Annotated in this window: 13 protein-coding genes; 7 read left to right on the top strand and 6 right to left on the bottom strand. The window is 72.1% G+C overall.

From position 1 onward, the window contains the following. Window positions 1-6: 6 nt before the first annotated feature. Both ACZ6Z8_RS14565 and ACZ6Z8_RS14560 read left to right on the top strand, forming a co-directional pair. Complete coding sequence (locus tag ACZ6Z8_RS14565; RefSeq protein ID WP_465609599.1) at window positions 7-732, top strand: hypothetical protein; 726 nt, start codon at window positions 7-9, stop codon at window positions 730-732. 119 nt (window positions 733-851) lie between these two features. After that, window positions 852-3,344, top strand: a complete 2,493-nt coding sequence (locus ACZ6Z8_RS14560) for a DEAD/DEAH box helicase (protein ID WP_396482619.1) — start codon at window positions 852-854, stop codon at window positions 3,342-3,344. A gap of 116 nt (window positions 3,345-3,460) precedes the next feature. On the opposite strand, the gene ACZ6Z8_RS14555 is transcribed toward ACZ6Z8_RS14560, so the two are convergent. Next, entirely contained in the window at window positions 3,461-4,330 is an 870-nt protein-coding gene (locus ACZ6Z8_RS14555; protein WP_465609598.1) for a hypothetical protein, read from the bottom strand. 237 nt (window positions 4,331-4,567) lie between these two features. Here ACZ6Z8_RS14555 and bioB point away from each other — a divergent pair, with 237 nt between their 5' ends. The 5 genes from bioB to ACZ6Z8_RS14530 all read left to right on the top strand — a co-directional run bounded on the left by bioB (window position 4,568) and on the right by ACZ6Z8_RS14530 (window position 10,235). Further along, window positions 4,568-5,773 (top strand): biotin synthase BioB, encoded by a 1,206-nt coding sequence (gene bioB, locus ACZ6Z8_RS14550; protein WP_465609596.1) that lies wholly within the window; start codon window positions 4,568-4,570, stop codon window positions 5,771-5,773. A 72-nt stretch (window positions 5,774-5,845) separates the two neighbouring features. Next, the gene (locus ACZ6Z8_RS14545) at window positions 5,846-7,150 is read left to right on the top strand and encodes an adenosylmethionine--8-amino-7-oxononanoate transaminase (RefSeq protein ID WP_465609594.1); all 1,305 of its coding nucleotides are present in this window, start codon (window positions 5,846-5,848) and stop codon (window positions 7,148-7,150) included. Next, window positions 7,147-7,905 carry a dethiobiotin synthase gene (gene bioD / locus ACZ6Z8_RS14540; protein WP_465609592.1) on the top strand — a complete coding sequence of 253 codons (759 nt, stop codon included), beginning with the start codon at window positions 7,147-7,149 and terminating at the stop codon, window positions 7,903-7,905. The genes ACZ6Z8_RS14545 and bioD overlap by 4 nt, the downstream gene beginning before the upstream one ends. Window positions 7,906-7,958: 53 nt before the next feature. Next, window positions 7,959-8,405, top strand: coding sequence for a hypothetical protein (locus ACZ6Z8_RS14535; RefSeq protein WP_465609591.1), 447 nt, complete (start codon window positions 7,959-7,961; stop codon window positions 8,403-8,405). Window positions 8,406-8,780: 375 nt separating this feature from the next. Beyond that, on the top strand, window positions 8,781-10,235 hold the full coding sequence (locus ACZ6Z8_RS14530; RefSeq protein ID WP_465609589.1) for an aminopeptidase P family protein: 1,455 nt from the start codon (window positions 8,781-8,783) through the stop codon (window positions 10,233-10,235). A gap of 64 nt (window positions 10,236-10,299) precedes the next feature. Here ACZ6Z8_RS14530 and ACZ6Z8_RS14525 read toward each other — a convergent pair whose 3' ends face one another. From ACZ6Z8_RS14525 to ACZ6Z8_RS14505, 5 genes are all read right to left on the bottom strand, one after another. Beyond that, on the bottom strand, window positions 10,300-11,700 hold the full coding sequence (locus tag ACZ6Z8_RS14525) for a pyridoxal phosphate-dependent aminotransferase (protein WP_465609587.1): 1,401 nt from the start codon (window positions 11,698-11,700) through the stop codon (window positions 10,300-10,302). 178 nt (window positions 11,701-11,878) lie between these two features. Then, window positions 11,879-12,550 carry a class I SAM-dependent methyltransferase gene (locus ACZ6Z8_RS14520; protein ID WP_465609585.1) on the bottom strand — a complete coding sequence of 224 codons (672 nt, stop codon included), beginning with the start codon at window positions 12,548-12,550 and terminating at the stop codon, window positions 11,879-11,881. A 32-nt stretch (window positions 12,551-12,582) separates the two neighbouring features. Then, entirely contained in the window at window positions 12,583-13,851 is a 1,269-nt protein-coding gene (locus ACZ6Z8_RS14515) for a sugar ABC transporter permease (RefSeq protein ID WP_465609860.1), read from the bottom strand. 65 nt (window positions 13,852-13,916) lie between these two features. Next, window positions 13,917-14,696, bottom strand: a complete 780-nt coding sequence (locus ACZ6Z8_RS14510; RefSeq protein ID WP_465609583.1) for an ATP-binding cassette domain-containing protein — start codon at window positions 14,694-14,696, stop codon at window positions 13,917-13,919. A gap of 52 nt (window positions 14,697-14,748) precedes the next feature. Next, window positions 14,749-15,882, bottom strand: coding sequence for a sugar ABC transporter substrate-binding protein (locus ACZ6Z8_RS14505; RefSeq protein ID WP_465609581.1), 1,134 nt, complete (start codon window positions 15,880-15,882; stop codon window positions 14,749-14,751). Window positions 15,883-15,937: the final 55 nt, after the last annotated feature.

Genomic DNA, 15,937 nt, shown 5'->3' with positions numbered 1-15,937 from the left:
TGAACCATGCTCGACGCCGCTCATATCATTCCGCGCTCGCCCGAGGACCCGCCGCCGTCACCCTCGCGGTGGCGGCGGGCCCTGCCCTGGCTGGCGGGCGTCCTCGCCCTGACCGTCGCCGCGGGCGGCGGACTGTGGGTCTGGAAGCCGTGGCGGTCGCAGGAACTCCCGCAGAGCGCCTGCTGGTCAGCGCTCTCCAAGGACGACCTGAAGCCGCTTGCCGGGAAGTACGGAAAGGCGACCCAGCAAGGCGCGGCGCGGCTCCGGACGCCCGCGGTACCGGGTGATCCGGCGAACCGGAGCGACACCTGCTTCCTCGACTGGTTCCCGGACGGGGAGGTCAGCAGCCTCACCTTCCTCTCCGTGCAGGTCGACCCCGCCCTGGACGGGATCGACGTCGACCGCGCCAAGGCCTCCGCGGGGGGCCGCCCCGTCGCCACGCTGGACTTCGGACCCGGCGCGGCGGGACTGGCCACCACCGAGACGAGCCAGCGCGTTCAGCTGTACGTGCGCTGCGACTTCCAGGCGCCCCCGGGCGGCAAGGCCACGCCCTACGTCCGGATCGACGTCGGCGGCAACCTGATGGACGGCGCCTCGCCGGCCAAGGTCCGCCAGGCGTACGCCGACATCGCGCTGAAGATCGCGCGGGTCGCCGCCACGGAGTACAAGTGCAGCAACCAGGTGCAGCTGCCCGCCACTGCGCCCGCCGTCCCGGAGCTCCTCAAGAGCTGAACCGCCCGTCCCGCTCTTCTGCGCGTCCGAGCGCCGCCCCGAGTCCCGTCGCGTGATCCCGGGCTTTGCCCGGGGTGGCGGCGAGCAGGCAAGATAGCCGGGTGACCCTCCTTGATCTGATGCCGAAGCCCGCCACCCCCGACGCGCTGTACGAGACGTTCGCAGCCTGGGCGGAGGAGCGCGGGATCACGCTGTACCCGGCGCAGGAGGAGGCGTTGATCGAGCTGGTCTCCGGGAACAACGTGATCCTGGCGACGCCGACCGGGTCGGGGAAGTCCCTGGTGGCGGCCGGCGCGCACTTCGCGGCGCTGGCGGAGGGGCAGCGGACCTTCTACACCGCGCCGATCAAGGCGCTGGTGTCGGAGAAGTTCTTCGACCTGGTGAAGATGTTCGGCACCGAGCAGGTCGGCATGATGACCGGCGACGCGAGCGTCAACCCGACCGCGCCGATCATCTGCTGCACCGCCGAGGTGCTGGCCCAGATCGCGCTGCGGGACGGCGCCCGGGCCGACATCGGCCAGGTGGTGATGGACGAGTTCCACTTCTACGCCGAGCCGGACCGCGGCTGGGCCTGGCAGATCCCGCTGCTGGAGCTGCCGCAGGCGCAGTTCCTGCTGATGTCGGCGACGCTGGGCGACGTCCGCCGCTTCGAGGAGGACCTGACCCGGCGCACCGGCCGCCCGACCACCGTGGTGCGCAACGCGACCCGCCCGGTGCCGCTGTTCTACGAGTACCGCCGCACCACCATGCACGACACCCTGGAGGAGCTGCTGCAGACCGGCCAGGCGCCGGTCTACGTCGTGCACTTCACGCAGAAGGAGGCGGTGGAGCGGGCGCAGTCGCTGATGAGCATCAACATGTGCTCGAAGGCGGAGAAGGAGGCCATCGCCGATCTGATCGGCGGCTTCCGCTTCACCACCAAGTTCGGCCGCAACCTGTCCCGTTTCGTCCGCCACGGCATCGGCGTGCACCACGCGGGCATGCTGCCGAAGTACCGCCGGCTGGTCGAACGCCTCGCCCAGGCGGGCCTGTTGAAGGTGATCTGCGGCACCGACACGCTGGGCGTCGGCGTCAACGTGCCGATCCGCACGGTGCTGTTCACCGCCCTGTCGAAGTACGACGGACAGCGCGTGCGGATCCTGCGCGCCCGGGAGTTCCACCAGATCGCCGGGCGGGCTGGCCGGGCCGGCTTCGACACCGTCGGCCAGGTGGTCGCCCAGGCGCCGGAGCACGTGATCGAGAACGACAAGGCGATCGCCAAGGCCGGGGACGACCCCAAGAAGAAGCGCAAGGTGGTGCGGAAGAAGGCGCCGGAGGGCTTCGTCGGCTGGACCGAGGAGACCTTCGACAAGCTGATCGCCGCCGACCCCGAGCCGCTGGTCTCCCGGTTCAAGGTGAGCCACGCGATGCTGCTGTCGGTGATCGGCCGCCCGGGCAACGCCTTCGAGGCGATGCGCAAGCTGCTGACCGACAACCACGAGGACAAGGCGGCCCAGCGCCGGCACATCCGCACCGCGATCGCGATCTACCGCTCGCTGCTGGAGGGCGGCGTGGTGGAGCGGCTGCCGGAGCCGGACGCCGAGGGCCGGATCGTCCGACTGACCCTGGACCTCCAGGAGAACTTCGCGCTCAACCAGCCGCTGTCCACCTTCGCGCTGGCCTCCTTCGAGCTGCTCGACCCGACCTCGCCCTCGTACGCGATGGACGTGATCTCGGTGGTCGAGGCGACCCTCGACGACCCGCGCCAGATCCTCGCCGCCCAGCAGAACAAGGCGCGCGGCGAGGCCGTCGGCGAGATGAAGCGGGACGGCATCGAGTACGAGGAGCGGATGGAGCGGCTCCAGGAGATCACCTACCCGAAGCCGCTGGAGGAGCTGCTCACCCACGCGTACGAGGTGTACCGCCGGGCGCACCCGTGGATCGGCGACCACCAGCTGCAGCCGAAGTCGGTGGTCCGTGACCTCTACGAGCGGGCGATGACCTTCTCGGACTACGTCGGCTTCTACGAGCTGGCCCGCACCGAGGGCATCGTGCTGCGCTACCTGGCCGGGGCGTACAAGGCGCTGGAGCAGACCGTCCCCGAGGACGTGAAGACCGACGACCTCAAGGACGTCATCGCCTGGCTCGGCGAGCTGGTCCGCCAGGTCGACTCCAGCCTGCTGGACGAGTGGGAGCAGCTGGCCAATCCGACCGAGGCGGCCACCGCCGAGGTCACCCTGGACGACAAGCCGGCCCCGGTCACCGCCAACGCCCGGGCCTTCCGGGTGCTGGTGCGCAACGAGATGTTCCGCCGGGTCGAGCTGTGCGCACTGGAGCACTGGGACGAACTCGGCGAGCTGGACGGCGAGTACGGCTGGGACGCGGACCGCTGGGCGGACGCCATGGACGGCTACTGGGACGAGTACGACGACCTGGGCACCGGCCCGGACGCGCGCGGCCCCAAGATGCTGATCATCGAGGAGGAGGACTCCGCCTGGAAGGTCCGGCAGATCTTCGACGACCCGGAGGGCGACCACGACTGGGGCATCAGCGCCGAGGTCGACCTGTACGGCTCGGACGAGGAGGGCCGGGCGGTGCTGCGGGTGACGGCGGTGGACCGGCTCGGCGGCTGACCGGGCGGGAGCTCGCGGAAGGGGCCCGGCGCGAACCGCGCGCCGGGCCCCTTCCTTTCTCACGCCGGTTCGGCCACGCCCCTCGGCGGCCACGCCGGTTCGGCCACGCCCCTCGGCTACATCCAGACGAACGGCTGCCCCGCCGCGTACGACAGCGCGCGGGTGGCCTCGTCCAGGTTGGGTTCGCCGCTGCCGGTGGCCGGGGAGCTCGACGTCGGCGCGGTCGTGCCGGGGGTGCCCGGGCTGCCGCTGCCGCTGGCGGTCGGGCGGGCGTCGCCGGGGCGGGAGCTGGTGACGGTCACGTAGTGGCCGACCACCTCGACCCGGGCCTCGCTGCCGGGCTTGGCCCCGGCGGACGCGGCGGGCGCGAAGTTGGTGTCGGCGAGGATGAAGGCGACCGCGCCGGGCTTGCCGCGCAGGGTGTCGGCGGCCCTGGCGGCAGCGGCCTGATCGGCGAAGCGCAGCAGGGTGACGCTGCTGCGCACCGGGTGGTCGACGCCGGTGAAGCTGACGATCAGGTAGGCCTGGCAGCCGCTGTCCTTGAGCAGCTCCTGGGTACGGTCCTGGAGCACCTCGTCGCACTTCTCGCCCTGCCGGATGCCGCCGCGCCGGGCCTTGTAGCCGACGGCCTCGACCGGCCGCTGGGCGGGGAACAGGTTGTCGGCGTTGAGGGCCTCGGGGTCGGTGGTCGGCGGGGCGGCGCCCACCACCGGGGGCGTACGGGCGGAGTCCGCCTTGGACGGGCCCAGGCCGGGTATGTAGTCGCCGGGCGTCGGGCGGGTGATGACCCATCCGCCGGCCACGACCACGCCGGCCACGACGACCCAGCCGACCGCCCGGCGGGGGGTGAGCCGGGGGCCGCGCCTGCGTGCCGTCCCAGCGGCTCGCCCGGCTGAGATCCCCTCGGCGTCCCCGCCGGTCCGCCGTCCTGCCCGGCCGTCCTGGCCCTCTCCCGGAGTCGGGGTGCGCTCCCCCTGCGTGGTCATGGCGCAGATTCTAAGCACCCCCCGGGTGGCGTGGGTCACTGGGTGGGGGGTTGTCGATCTTCACCCCGCACGCCCTCGCCCTACCCGCCGGTAACCTCGCCTCCGGGCCCCCGTCAAGCGCGTGACCAGCGCCGACGCCGTGAGCTTCGACACTGTGGCAATCGGCACATCCTTCCGGAGATCTTCTGGTGGGTTTGCTCTGGCGCCATTCCGACGCCAGCAGGCAGGATCGGCCCCATGGATCTGCTCGATACCCTCACCGCCAAGGGCCTGCGCGGCGAAGTCCCGACCCGTGAGGAAGCCCTCGCCGTCCTCGCCACCACCGACGACGAGCTGCTCGACGTGGTCGCCGCGGCCGGCAAGGTGCGCCGCCGCTGGTTCGGCCGCCGGGTCAAGCTCAACTACCTGGTGAACCTGAAGAGCGGGCTCTGCCCCGAGGACTGCTCCTACTGCTCGCAGCGGCTGGGCTCCAAGGCCGAGATCCTCAAGTACACCTGGCTCAAGCCGGAGCAGGCCGCCGACGCCGCCCGCGCCGGGGTGGCCGGCGGCGCCAAGCGGGTCTGCCTGGTCGCCAGCGGCCGCGGCCCGACGGACCGTGACATCGACCGGGTCACCGACACCATGGCCGCCATCAAGGACGCCGACCCCGAGGTCGAGATCTGCGTCTGCCTCGGCCTGCTGTCCGACAACCAGGCGGAGCGGCTCAAGGCGGCCGGCGCCGACGCGTACAACCACAACCTCAACACCTCCGAGAACACCTACGGGACCATCACCAAGACCCACACCTACGCGGACCGGGTCGACACCGTGCAGAAGGCCCACGGTGCCGGCCTGTCCGCCTGCTCCGGCCTGATCGCCGGCATGGGCGAGACCGACGAGGACCTGGTCGACGTGGTGTTCGCGCTGCGCGAGCTCGGCTCGGACTCCGTCCCGGTCAACTTCCTGATCCCCTTCGAGGGCACCCCGCTCGCCAAGGAGTGGAACCTCACCCCGCAGCGCTGCCTGCGCATCCTGGCGATGGTCCGCTTCGTCAACCCCGACACCGAGGTGCGGATCGCCGGCGGCCGCGAGGTGCACCTGCGCTCGATGCAGCCGCTCGGCCTGCACATCGCCAACTCGATCTTCCTGGGCGACTACCTGACCAGCGAGGGCCAGGCCGGCCAGGCCGACCTCGACATGATCAAGGACGCCGGCTTCGAGGTCGAGGGCGCCGGCGAGGCCACCCTGCCGCGCCACCGCGCCGACGTCGCCGAGGCGGCCGCGGCCGGCTCCTGCGGGACGGCTGCCTCGGCCTGCGGCAGCGGCGGCGGCTGCGGCCCGTGCGGCGGGCACTCCCACCCGGAGCCCGAGCCGGTCGAGGAGGGCACGGACGACGAGCTGCGCAGCGACCTGGTCAAGGTCCGCCGTCGCGGCGCCGGCACCGAACTCGCCCCCAACGCCTGACCCTTCGGCGCCCTCGGGCACCTTTCGGCACCCTGGGCGCCCGCCGTCGGAACACTTCGGAGAGACCTCACCATGCCCCAGCTGTCCGCGGACACGCTGCTCGCCCTCGACCGGGCGCACGTCTGGCACCCGTACGGGCCGATGCCCGGCACCGTCACCCCGTACGTGGTCGAGTCCGCCTCGGGCGTCCGGCTGCGCCTCGCGGAGCCCGTCGAGGACGGGCGGCGTGAGCTGGTCGACGGGATGTCGTCCTGGTGGGCGGCCATCCACGGCTACCGGCACCCCGTGCTGGACGCGGCCGTGCGCGAGCAGCTGGGGCGGATGAGCCATGTGATGTTCGGCGGGCTCACCCACGAGCCCGCCGTCCGGCTGGCCGCCCGGCTGGTCGAGATCACCCCGGAGCCGCTGCAGCACGTCTTCCTCGCCGACTCGGGCTCGGTGGCGGTCGAGGTCGCCATGAAGATGTGCCTGCAGTACTGGCAGTCGACCGGCCGGCCGGAGAAGCGCCGACTCCTCACCTGGCGCGGCGGCTACCACGGCGACACCTTCCACCCGATGTCGGTCTGCGACCCGGACGGCGGGATGCACCACCTGTGGGGCGGGGTGCTGCCCGGGCAGCTCTTCGCGCCCCAGCCGCCGTCCGGCTTCGACGCCCCGCTCGACCCCGAGTACGCGGCGCACTTCGAGGAGTTGATGGCGCGTCATGCCGACGAGCTGGCGGCCGTCATCGTCGAACCGGTGGTCCAGGGCGCGGGCGGGATGCAGTTCCACTCCCCCGCCTACCTGCGGATGCTGCGCGAACTCTGCGACCGCTACGGGGTGTTGCTCGTCTTCGACGAGATCGCCACCGGCTTCGGCCGCAGCGGCGCGCTGTTCGCCGCCGACCACGCCGGCGTCTCCCCCGACGTGATGTGCCTGGGCAAGGCCCTCACCGGCGGGTACCTGACGCTCGCCGCCGCCCTGTGCACCGGCGAGATCGCCGACGGGATCAGCCGCGGGGAGATGCCCGTACTGGCCCACGGGCCGACCTTCATGGGCAACCCGCTGGCCTGCGCGGCCGCCAACGCCTCGCTGGACCTGCTGCTCGGGCAGGACTGGGCGGTGCAGGTCAAGCGCATCGAGACCGGGCTGGCCGAGGGCCTGGCCGCGGCCTCGGACGTGCCGGGCGTCCGCGACGTCCGGGTCCGGGGCGCCATCGGCGTGGTGCAGTTGGACCACCCGGTGGACGTCCCGGCGGCGACCGCGGCGGCGGCCCGCGAGGGCGTCTGGCTGCGCCCGTTCCGGGACCTCGTCTACACCATGCCCCCCTACGTGACGGAGGACGAGGACGTGGCACGGATCGCTGCCGCCGTGACCGCCGCGGCGGTGGCGGGATGAGCGCGCGCATCCTGTTCGTGACGGGCACCAACACGGACGTCGGCAAGACCGTCGCCACGGCGGCCGTCGCCTCGGCGGCGCTCCGGGCCGGGCGGAAGGTCGCCGTGCTCAAGCCCGGGCAGACCGGGGTCGCTCCGGGTGAGCCGGGCGATGCGGCCGAAGTGGCGCGGCTGGCCGGTGAACTGACGGTATGTGAGCTCGCCCGCTACCCCGAACCGCTGGCGCCCGACACCGCCGCGCGGCGGTCGGGACTGCCCTGCCTCTCCCCCGCCGAGGTGGTCACGGCCGTCGCCGACCTCGCCGCCACCCACGACCTGGTCCTGGTCGAGGGCGCGGGCGGACTGCTGGTCCGCTACGACGACCAGGGCCGTACGCTCGCCGACCAGGCCCGGGCCGTCCTCGATGCCGGCCTTCCGGCCGAGGTGCTGCTGATCGCCTCCGCCGGGCTCGGCACCCTGAACATCGTCTCGCTCACGGCGGAGGCCCTGGCGGCCCGCGAACTCCCGCTCGCCGGCGTCCTGGTCGGCTCCTGGCCGGCCGACCCCGGCCTCGCCGAACGCTGCAACCTCGCCGACCTGCCGCGCTCCGCCGGCGCCCCGCTGCTCGGCGCCCTGCCGGAACGGGCGGGCGCCGTCGAGGACTTCGCGGCGCTCGCGCTCGCGTCCCTGGCGCCCGAGCTCGGCGGCACCTGGGACGCGGAGCACTTCGCACACGTCCACCGTCCGGAACCGGGCCCGCGTCCCCCGAAGGTGTGATCCCGGCGCCCAAACCGTGCGGGGTGCGGTACCGGCTCAATACCGTTCCGGGTATGACAGACGGGCTGACCGTGGACGAGGCCCTGCGGGCCTTGGCCGCCCTTGAGGCGGCGTGGAAGGACGACGACGAGGCCCTGTCCGCCCTTGCGGCGGGCGGGGCCGACGAGCGGCCGCTGCCGGCGCTGGTCGCCGCGTACGGCGAGCACGCGATGGACACCCTGATGGCGCTGGCCTTCGGCCTGCGGTCCAGCATGAGCGACGAGGAGATCGCCGAACTCTCGGACGCCGTCAGCGCCAACATCGGCGCGAGGATGAGCGCCCTGCTCACCCAGACCCTCAAGGCCTGGGGCACGGTCGCGGCGGCGGACGACCTCTCCGTCACCAGGATCATCGCCCACACCGTCATCGACGCCATGCGCGCCGTCACGGAGGACCCCAGCAAGACCGAAGTCCTGCCCCTGCTCGCCACCTTCCGCAACTACGCCCTCAACGGCGTCTGAGGGACGAGCGGCCGCGGGGGGGGGGGGGGGGGCGCCCCCGCCCCCCCCCCCCCCCCACACACCACCCCCACCCGCCCGGCCCCCCCCCCGGCCCCCCGCCCCCCCCCCCCCCCCCCCCCCCCCCCGGCCCGCCGCGCCGACCCTTTGGCCCCGCGCCCACCCCCCCCCCCCACCGCCCTGAACACTCGCCCGTACCGGGCGTTCCCGGCCGACTGCGGCTCGGCCGTCCCCCTCGGCGCCGCTCCCTTGGGCACCGGCCGCGTCGGCACCGGCCCCTTCTCTTCGGGCTCCGTTCGATATACGGTACACAACGCTTGTTACGTACCCGGCAGGTCGGCGCGACGGTGCGCCGTATCCCCCTCTGGAGTGTCCGCTGTGACCGAGCTCGCCCAGCCCGCCCAGCCCACCGAGCCCATCAAGTACCGCAAGAACGGCCTCACGCGCGGGGTGACCGAGGAACTCGCCGAGAGCATGAAGCACGGCTGGGCCGACACCGAGCGCCACACCCTGGAGCCGATCCCGCAGGCCGCCCACACCGAGCGCCGCCGGGCCGCGCTGTCCGCCGCGTACCCGGGCGAACTGCTGGTGGTCCCGTCCGGCAACCCCAAGGTGCGGGCCAACGACACCGACTACCCGTTCCGCCCGTCCTCCGACTACGTCTACCTGACCGGCGACCAGTCCCAGGACGCCGTGCTGGTCCTGGAGCCCACCGGGGACACCGGCCACCGGTCCGTGCTCTACCTGCGCAACCGCTCCGACATCGAGAGCGGCGAGTTCTGGCTGGACGGCCACGGCGAGCTCTGGGACGGGCGCCGCAACAGCCTGACCGAGAGCGAGCGGCTGTTCGGCCTGCCCTGCCGGGACGTCCGCACCGTGCGCGCCGACCTGGCCGCGGCCACCGCCCCGGTCCGGGTGCTGCGCGGGCACGACGCCGGGGTGGAGGAGACCCTCCGGGACCGGTCGACCGCCGAGCGGGACGCCGAGTTCGAGGTCTTCCTGTCCGGAATGCGCCTGGTGAAGGACGAGTTCGAGATCGCCCAGCTGCGCCTCGCCTGCCAGGCGACCGCCCGCGGCTTCGAGGACGTGGTGCGCGTCCTCGGCACGGACGCCGCGACGCCGGAGCGGCTGATCGAGGGCACCTTCTTCGTCCGGGCCCGGCTGGAGGGCAACGACGTCGGCTACAGCACCATCGCCGCCGCCGGTCCGCACGCCACCACCCTGCACTGGGTGCGCAACAACGGCCAGGCCCGCCCCGGCGACCTGCTGCTGCTCGACGCCGGCGTGGAGACCAACGAGCTCTACACCGCCGACGTGACCCGCACCCTGCCGGTCTCCGGCCGCTTCACCGACGTCCAGCGCAAGGTCTACGACGCCGTGCACGCCGCCCAGGAGGCCGGCATCGCCGCCGTCCGGCCGGGCGCGGACTTCCGCGACTTCCACCGCGCCGCCCAGCGCGAGCTCGCCGAACACCTCACCGCCTGGGGCCTGTTCGGGGACCTCACCGCCGACAAGGTGTACGAGCTGGGCCTGCACCGTCGCTTCACGCTGGCCGGGACGGGCCACATGCTCGGCATCGACGTCCACGACTGCGCCCACTCCCGCACCGAGGAGCACGTCGACGGCACGCTGCTGCCGGGCATGGTGCTCACCGTCGAGCCCGGCCTGTACTTCCAGGAGAACGACCTGACGGTCCCCGAGGAGTACCGCGGCATCGGCGTCCGGATCGAGGACGACATCCTGGTCACCGAGGACGGCAACGAGAACCTCTCCGCCGACCTCCCCCGCGGTTCCGAGGAGGTCGAGGCCTGGCTGGCCCGCCTGCGCGGCTGAGCCGGGAGAGCGGGCGTGCGGCCCCGGACACCCACTCCGGGCTCCGGGGGCCGCACGCCCCGGCTCACGTCAGCTTGCCGAGCGCGGTGGCCATCCGCCGCACCGCGTCCACCACCTCGTCGGCCGGGCGGGCGGTGAAGCAGAGCCGGAAGAAGCCCGGGGCCGGGTTGTGCATCACGCCGCCGGGCAGCAGGCTGACCTCGGTCGGCTTGGCGGCGAGGTAGTCGAACAGCCACTTCTCGTCCGGGTCGAGCCCGTCCGGGCCGATGACCGGCAGCTCGACGTGGTCGTGGTCGACGCGCTTGCCGAGGTACTCGCTGAGGTCGAGCCAGAAGAACATCGCCGAGTTCTCGCCGTCGCGGTGGACGTACTCGATGCCGGCTTCGTCCAGCGCGTCCCTGACCTCGCGGAAGCTGTCGCTGAGCAGCTTCGGGTACTGCTTCATGGCGTACGTCGTGTAGTGCTCGCCGTTGTGGCGGGCGCTGAGCAACTCGCCGATGACGTACGTCTTCAGCGAGTCGAACGGGGTGAACCAGGGCAGCGGGTGGGTCTTCTCGGCCGGGTCGTTGTTGCCCAGCATGGCCCGGTGCACGGCGGGGTTCTTGGAGACCACGAAGCCGGTGCGGAAGCCGGACAGCCCGAAGTCCTTGGCGAAGCCCCACACCACGTGGATCCGGTCGGCGAAGCCCGAGTACGCCCCCAGGGTCACCGCGCTGGTGAACGGCGTCCTGGAGCTGTCGAGTTGGGAGTGGCAGTAGATCTCGTCGGAGATGATGTGCATGTCGGTGTACGCCATCGCCCAGGCGTAGATCTCCTCCAGCAGCTGACGGTCGTAGTTGACGCCCAGCGGGTTGTGCGGGTTGGTCAGGACGAGCATCCGCGGGCGGTGGCCCGCCTTCTGCCGGGCCTCGTACGCCTGGACGACCAGGTCCAGGGTGAGCCGGTAGGCGTCCTTGCCGCTGGTCGGCAGGTTCACCGGGACGCACTTCAGCTCGGGCCGCTCCTCGAACGACCAGTTGAAGCCCTGCCAGTACGGCGCCGGGATCAGCACCTCGTCCTTCGGCCTGAGGGCCGGCGTGCCCGCGCCCCTGCGCATCAGCCCGAAGGCGATGCACTCCAGCGCGGAGGAGACCCCGGCGCATCCGAAGACGTCGTCCTTGGAGACGGTGCGGCCGAACGCCCGGCCGAGCAGGTCCGCGACCTGCTGGCGCAGCTGCGGGGTGCCGGCCGAGGCCATGTACTGGATGTTCCGCTCGGGCAGCAGCTCGATCTTCTTGAAGACCTCCGCCTGCATGGACTGCTGGTAGAGCAGCACGTTCTCCGCGACGGACAGGTTGATCGCGGTGTCCGGGGCCAGGTGCTGGTGGTAGAAGGCGAGTGCCTGCTCGAAGTCGTCCAGGCCGGCCAGCACGTCGGCGGCGGCCTCGCTGGAGGTGAGCCTGAGGTCGTTCTCGGTCATGGTCATGGTGGTCCCCTGTCGGGTGGGCGGGTGTCGACGTCGTGACCGAACGCAACCGTTCGCACACGCATCGGGCCCAGCGGACCACGCCCTCCGGACGGCCGCCAGCGCTCGGCGGCCGTCCGGACGGAACACCCTCAGGCGGCCTTGTGTGCCGTTCCGGGCCGAGGACGGCAGGAGCGGGTCAGCCGAGGCGCCACACGGTGGTGGTCTTGACCGAGGTGTCCTCCAGGTCCGCCACCACCGGCACCTGGTAGGCGGCCACGGCGGTGAACCGCTCGCGGGGCAGATAGGCCCGGCCCGGATCGCCGACGATCACGGTGGCGCCACGGGCGGCGGCCCGTTCCAGGAAGGGCAGGAAGCGGGCGGCCATGGCCCGTTCGTAGAAGACGTCCCCGGCGAGCACCACCTCGGCGGGGGCGCCGTCCCCGTCCACCAGGTCGACCAGCGCGCCCGCCACCCCTACGCCGTTGACCTCGGCGTTCAGCTCGATCGCGGCCACCGCGTAGGCGTCGATCTCGGCGGCGCGCACCTCTCTGGCCCCGCTCAGCGCGGCCGCCACCCCGACCAGTCCGGACCCGGCGGCGACGTCCAGCACCGCGCGCCCGTCGACCAGTTCGGGGTGGTCCAGCACGTAGCGCGCCACCGCCACCCCGCCGGCCCAGGCGAACGCCCAGAACGGCGGCGGCAGTCCGTCCCGGCCGCGCTCGCGCTCGGTGGTCTCCCACAGCGCGATGGCGTCCTGGGCCATGTGCAGGCGGATCTCGGGCACGAAGGGAACGGGCGTCAGCTCCGTCTCCCGCCGGATGAAGGCGGGGTCGGCGTCGACCTCAAGAGTTCGCAGCTCACTCGGCATGCCCCGCAGCATAGGGCCTTGCGGGCCACCGCTCAGGCCCGTCCGGCCGCCCGCTGGGTGCGCCGGGCCAGCGAGTCGACCACGACGGCCGCCAGCAGCACCGCACCCGTGATCATGAACTGGATGGCGTTGCTCAGGCCCTGGATGTTCATCCCGGACTGGATCGAGCCGATCACCAGCGCGCCGAGCAGCGCCGACCAGGTCGTGCCGCGCCCGCCGAACAGGCTGGTGCCGCCGATGACCGCCGCCGCGATGGCGTTCATCAGCAGGTTGCCGCCGCCGGAGGTCTGACTGGCGGACTGGATCTGCGCGGCCAGGAACAGGCCGCCGATCGCGGCCATGGTGGAGCAGATGGTGAAGACGCTGATCCGGATCCAGGCCACGTTGATGCCGGCCCGGCGGGCGCCCTCGATGTTGCCGCCGAGCGCGAACACCTGGCGGCCGTAGGAGGTGCGGCGCAGCACGAAGTCCAGCACCACGATGAAGATCAGGAAGACCAGCAGGGCCAGCGGCAGCCCCTTGTACTGGTTGAGGACGTACGCGGCCAGGAAGGCGATGATCGCCAGCAGGACGGTGCGCAGCACGATGTCGGTGACCGGCCGGGACGGCACGCCCGCGACCTGCCGTCGGCGGGCGTCGACCAGCGAGGCGAACAGGAACAGCGCGACGCCGACCGCCGCCGTGCCGTAGGCGGCGATCTGCTGGCCGTAGATGGTGCTGTAGAGCCTGGAGACGATGTCCTTGCCCGAGAGGTTGACGGTGCCGGTGGCGCCGAGCACCTGGAGCATCAGGCCGTTCCAGCCGAGGTTGCCCGCCAGGGTGACCACGAAGGCCGGGACGCCGACCTTGGCGAAGAAGATGCCCTGGATCGCACCGACGATGGCGCCGCCGGCGATCGCGGTGATCAACGCGACCCACTGGTTGACGCCGTTGGACACGTTGAGCACGGCGAAGATCGCCGCGCACAGGCCGCTGACCGAGCCGACCGAGAGGTCGATCTCGCCGAGCAGCAGCACGAACACCACGCCGATCGCGATCATGCCGGTGCCGACGATCTGCTGGGACAGGTTGGAGAGGTTCTGGGCGGACAGGAAGCTGCTGTTGAGGCTGCCGAACACCGCCCAGATGACGATCAGGGCCAGCACCACGGGCAGCGAGCCCAGTTCGCCGCTGCTCATCCGGCGGCGGAACTCGGCCAGATAGCCCTTGACGCCCTCCTGGCGGACGATCAGCCGGGGGTCCACCGCGGGGGTGGCCTCCGGGGCCACCGGGACGGGCGCGTTGACGCCGCCGGTGGGCATGCTGTCCTCGGGCAGCGGGCGGTGGCGCTCGGGTTCGCCGCCGGGAGTGCCGGGCTGGTACTCGCTCACTGGGAACCCTCCTGGCCACGGGCCCTGCGGCGGGTCACGGCGTTGTCCGTGGCGCCGGTGATGGCCGAGATGATCTCTTCCTGGTTGGTGCGGCGCTTGTCGAAGACGCCGTTGTTGCGACCGAGGCGCAGCACCGCGACGGTGTCCGCGACGGCCATCACGTCCGCCATGTTGTGGCTGATCAGGATCACGCCGTGGTCCTGCTCGCGCAGCCGCTCGACCAGGTCGAGCACCTGGGCGGTCTGCTCGACCCCGAGCGCGGCGGTCGGCTCGTCCAGCATCACGACCTTGGGCGAGCCGATCAGGGCGCGGGCGATCGCCACCACCTGGCGCTGGCCGCCGGAGAGGGAGGCGACCGGGATGCGCACGCTGGGGATGCGGATGGAGAGGGTGTCCAGCAGCGCTCGGGAGCGCTTCTCCATCGCGACCTCGTCGAGGATGCCGAAGCGGCGGATCTCGCGGCCGAGGAAGAGGTTCCCGACCACGTCGAGGTTGTCGCACAACGCGAGGTCCTGGTAGACGGTCGCGATGCCCAACTGCTGGGCGTCCTGCGGCCGGTGGATGCTCACCGGCCTGCCCTGCCACTCGATGGCGCCCTCGTCGGGCTGGTGCACCCCGGCGATCGACTTGACCAGGGTGGACTTGCCCGCGCCGTTGTCGCCGACCAGTGCCAGCACCTCGCCGCTGTGCACCTCCAGTTCGATGTCGGTGAGCGCCTGGACGGCGCCGAACCGTTTGGAGACCCCGCGCAGGGCCAGTACGGTCTCACCTGCCACAGTGACCAACTCCCTTGCCCGGACCTGCTGGTGGACTACGCTCGGCGTCGGCCTACTGGAGGCCGATGTTCTTGCAGTCGGCGGCGAAGTCCGGCGTGCAGATCTGGGCGACGGTGTACAGGCCGTCCTGGACCACGGTCGTCTTGATGTTGTCCTTGTTGACGACGATCGGGGTGATCAGGTTGGCCGGCACCTTGTGGCCGCTGCCGTTGGTCACCGTGGTGGGCACGAGCTTGGAGTCCAGCGGCTTGCCCGAGGCGAGGGCGACCGCGATCTCGCCGGCCGCCTCGGCCTCCGGCTTGAACGGCTTGTAGATCGTCATGGTCTGGGTGCCGGCCACGATCCGCTGGATGCCGTCGAGCTGGGCGTCCTGGCCGGTGAGCGGGACGCTCAGGCCGCTCGCCTTGAGCGCGGTGGCGACACCGGCGGCCATGCCGTCGTTGGCCGAGTAGGCGCCGACCACGTTGGCCGCACCGATCGCGGTGATCGCGGCGGCGGCCTCCTGGTTGGCGGTGTTCGGGTCCCACTGGGGGGTGTCGAACTCCTTGCCGACCTTCAGCTTGCCGTCGATCGCGCTGTGCGCGCCGGCTTTGAAGTCGGCCGCGTTGGGGTCGGTGGGCGATCCGTTGATCATGAAGATCTCGCCCGCGTTCGCCTTGCCGCCCACCGCGTCGACCAGCGCCCGGCCCTGCAGTTCGCCGACCTTGTGGTTGTCGAAGGACACGTACGCGTCGGCCGGGCCCTGGGCGAGCCGGTCGTAGGCGAGCACCTTGACGCCCGCGTCGTGGGCCTTCTGGACGGAGGACTGGATCGACTTGGAGTCCACCGCGTCCAGGATCAGCACTTTGTCGCCCTTGGTGAGCGCGGTGTCGACCTGGGTCTGCTGGAGGGTCGCGTCCTGGTTGGCGTTGTAGTAGTCGATCTGCGCCTGCGGTGCCAGCTCCCTGATCTTCTGCTCGATCAGCGGGCGGTCGAACTGCTCGTAGCGGGTGGTCTTGGTCTCGGGCAGCAGCAGGCCGATCCGTACGGCTCCCAGCGCGGCACCCCCGCCGGTGCCGCTCGCGGCGGGGGAGCCCGGGGAACCGCCGCCGGAGGAGGCCTGCTTGGCGCTGCCGCAGGAGGCGGCGCCCAGGCCGAGGGAGACCACTGCGGTCACCGCGAGGATGCGACGAAGCCCGATGCTCATGAAGGATGCCTCTCCGGTCGAGTCCACCCCCTCGTCCTCCGAGTCTGGGAAGCAT

This window comes from Kitasatospora sp. NPDC101108 (assembly GCF_055584725.1).
This window is presented reverse-complemented; position numbering and strand designations above follow the sequence as displayed.

Bases quoted from the DNA above. Each gene is read 5' to 3' on its own strand.
- ACZ6Z8_RS14565 (WP_465609599.1), top strand. From the start codon at position 7: ATGCTCGACGCCGCTCATATCATTCCGCGCTCGCCCGAGGACCCGCCG.
- ACZ6Z8_RS14560 (WP_396482619.1), top strand. From the start codon at position 852: ATGCCGAAGCCCGCCACCCCCGACGCGCTGTACGAGACGTTCGCAGCC.
- ACZ6Z8_RS14555 (WP_465609598.1), bottom strand. From the start codon at position 4,330: ATGACCACGCAGGGGGAGCGCACCCCGACTCCGGGAGAGGGCCAGGAC.
- bioB (WP_465609596.1), top strand. From the start codon at position 4,568: ATGGATCTGCTCGATACCCTCACCGCCAAGGGCCTGCGCGGCGAAGTC.
- ACZ6Z8_RS14545 (WP_465609594.1), top strand. From the start codon at position 5,846: ATGCCCCAGCTGTCCGCGGACACGCTGCTCGCCCTCGACCGGGCGCAC.
- bioD (WP_465609592.1), top strand. From the start codon at position 7,147: ATGAGCGCGCGCATCCTGTTCGTGACGGGCACCAACACGGACGTCGGC.
- ACZ6Z8_RS14535 (WP_465609591.1), top strand. From the start codon at position 7,959: ATGACAGACGGGCTGACCGTGGACGAGGCCCTGCGGGCCTTGGCCGCC.
- ACZ6Z8_RS14525 (WP_465609587.1), bottom strand. From the start codon at position 11,700: ATGACCATGACCGAGAACGACCTCAGGCTCACCTCCAGCGAGGCCGCC.
- ACZ6Z8_RS14520 (WP_465609585.1), bottom strand. From the start codon at position 12,550: ATGCCGAGTGAGCTGCGAACTCTTGAGGTCGACGCCGACCCCGCCTTC.
- ACZ6Z8_RS14515 (WP_465609860.1), bottom strand. From the start codon at position 13,851: ATGCCCACCGGCGGCGTCAACGCGCCCGTCCCGGTGGCCCCGGAGGCC.
- ACZ6Z8_RS14505 (WP_465609581.1), bottom strand. From the start codon at position 15,882: ATGAGCATCGGGCTTCGTCGCATCCTCGCGGTGACCGCAGTGGTCTCC.